Origin of the sequence: Moorena sp. SIO4E2 (assembly GCF_010671945.1) — a bacterium.
Classification (GTDB): domain Bacteria; phylum Cyanobacteriota; class Cyanobacteriia; order Cyanobacteriales; family Coleofasciculaceae; genus Moorena; species Moorena producens.
The window spans coordinates 1-1,493 of record NZ_JAAHIE010001185.1 but is presented as its reverse complement, the minus strand read 5'-3'; the positions used below and the strand labels follow the sequence as shown (position 1 = coordinate 1,493).

Below are 1,493 nucleotides of genomic sequence, written 5' to 3'. Positions count from 1 at the left end.
GAGGAGAGCCAATCACCATTCCTCTTTCTAAAACCAGATTATTATAGGTAACCTGATTAGGCAAACGATGTCTGAAAATATTTTCACCCCCTTCACGGATGTCCGTTGTGCTTATTTCCGCAGAAATTCCCGATACCTTTTGAAAGCGAATATCTAAGGGATTAGGCACAATTCCAGCAATGAAAAATACGACCATAAAATTAAATCCAACCGGGGGATTTTCAGTCAAAGTAAGTTCCGGAATGGGGAAATTATCTGCCATCACTTACAGCGGTTTTCAATTCGGTGAACTACAAAGTCTTGGGTTTTAGGGAGCAGGGAGCAGGGAGCAGGGAGCAGGGAGCAGGGAGCAGGGAGCAGGGAAGAGAGAAGAGAGAAGTCTAATGATTATAATGGAGGGTTATTAACCTTGAGAGTATTAGCCATTAGTTCTAAACTTTCAATAGCCACTTCATTGCTAGTGGCATTAAATGACGGTGCATCTAATTTCTTAGGGAAAGCATTTATAACTTCCCAGGATACAACTGGTTCACCTGACTCGTCTAACAATTCAATAGTAAGATCTCGCTTTTCGACAGTATTGAGGTTAATCGTGTTAAACCAATCAAATAAATAGCTGTCTTGTCTGACAATTCCTTTCTGTAGGGTTAGGTTAATGGGAGTGTCTAATCCTGGCATGTACTTTGCCCCTTCTTTATAACTCAGGCCATCTCGATAAGTAATCGTTTCAAATTCAATGCTTAATCCCGATACCTCTGAGAAAGCATAGGAATTATCTCCAGCGATGGTGACTCGGTAATAAAATACCGGAATTGGATAAGTATTTTTGATTTGTTCTACTGTGTCTGCCATGATTTATTTATCCTTAATTACTTTAGGTTTAGTTTAAGCTATCAGCTATCAGCTATCAGCTATCAGCTATCAGCTATCAGCTATCAGCTATCATTTATCAGCCATCAGCCATTGGCCTTGGCCTTGGGCGTTGGCCACGCTACGGGAATGGCTCACGGCTGACTGCTGACCACTGACCACTGACTGCTGACCGCTGACCACTGAATGCTTAGAATTTTGAATTTTGAATTTTGAATTTTGAATTTTGAATTTTGAATTTTGAATTTTCAATTCCCCCTATGCTTCCTGTAATTTATGGGAGAATTTCAGGATAATGAACTCAGCCGGACGAACTGCCGCCAGACCAATTTCCACAATCATCCGTCCTTCTAAAATGTCCTGTGCTCTCATGCTTTTACCCAGTCCGATATTAACAAAGAAAGCTTGTTCAGGAGTGCTACCAGCCAGGGCACCTTGTCGCCATAATCCCTCTAGATAATTTTCAATTAGGGACTTCACTTTCAGCCAGGTGATAGTGTTGTTAGACTCAAAGACCACAAATGCAGTGGCTTTCTGAATCGATTCTTCAATGAGATTGAACAGTCTGCGCACAGGGATATAGCGCCATTCATTGTCATTACCCGCTAAAGTCCTTGCTCCCC

At 41.7% G+C, this 1,493-nt stretch carries 4 protein-coding genes; 1 reads left to right on the top strand and 3 read right to left on the bottom strand.

All coding sequences use genetic code 11. From position 1 onward, the window contains the following. Both F6K37_RS42020 and F6K37_RS42015 read right to left on the bottom strand, forming a co-directional pair. Positions 1 to 262 (bottom strand): phage tail protein (locus tag F6K37_RS42020; protein WP_287257171.1); only part of this gene is annotated, 262 nt, incomplete at its 3' end. A gap of 125 nt (positions 263 to 387) precedes the next feature. Next, positions 388 to 852: a phage tail protein gene (locus tag F6K37_RS42015; RefSeq protein ID WP_008186247.1), complete on the bottom strand. Its 465-nt coding sequence runs from the start codon at positions 850 to 852 to the stop codon at positions 388 to 390. On the opposite strand from F6K37_RS42015, the gene F6K37_RS42010 reads away from it, so the two are divergent. Beyond that, positions 832 to 1,014 (top strand): hypothetical protein, encoded by a 183-nt coding sequence (locus F6K37_RS42010; protein WP_131826840.1) that lies wholly within the window; start codon positions 832 to 834, stop codon positions 1,012 to 1,014. The genes F6K37_RS42015 and F6K37_RS42010 overlap by 21 nt on opposite strands. Before the next feature lie 114 nt (positions 1,015 to 1,128). Here F6K37_RS42010 and F6K37_RS42005 read toward each other — a convergent pair. Beyond that, on the bottom strand, positions 1,129 to 1,493 hold a 365-nt coding region (locus F6K37_RS42005; protein ID WP_287257170.1), incomplete at its 5' end, for a phage tail sheath C-terminal domain-containing protein.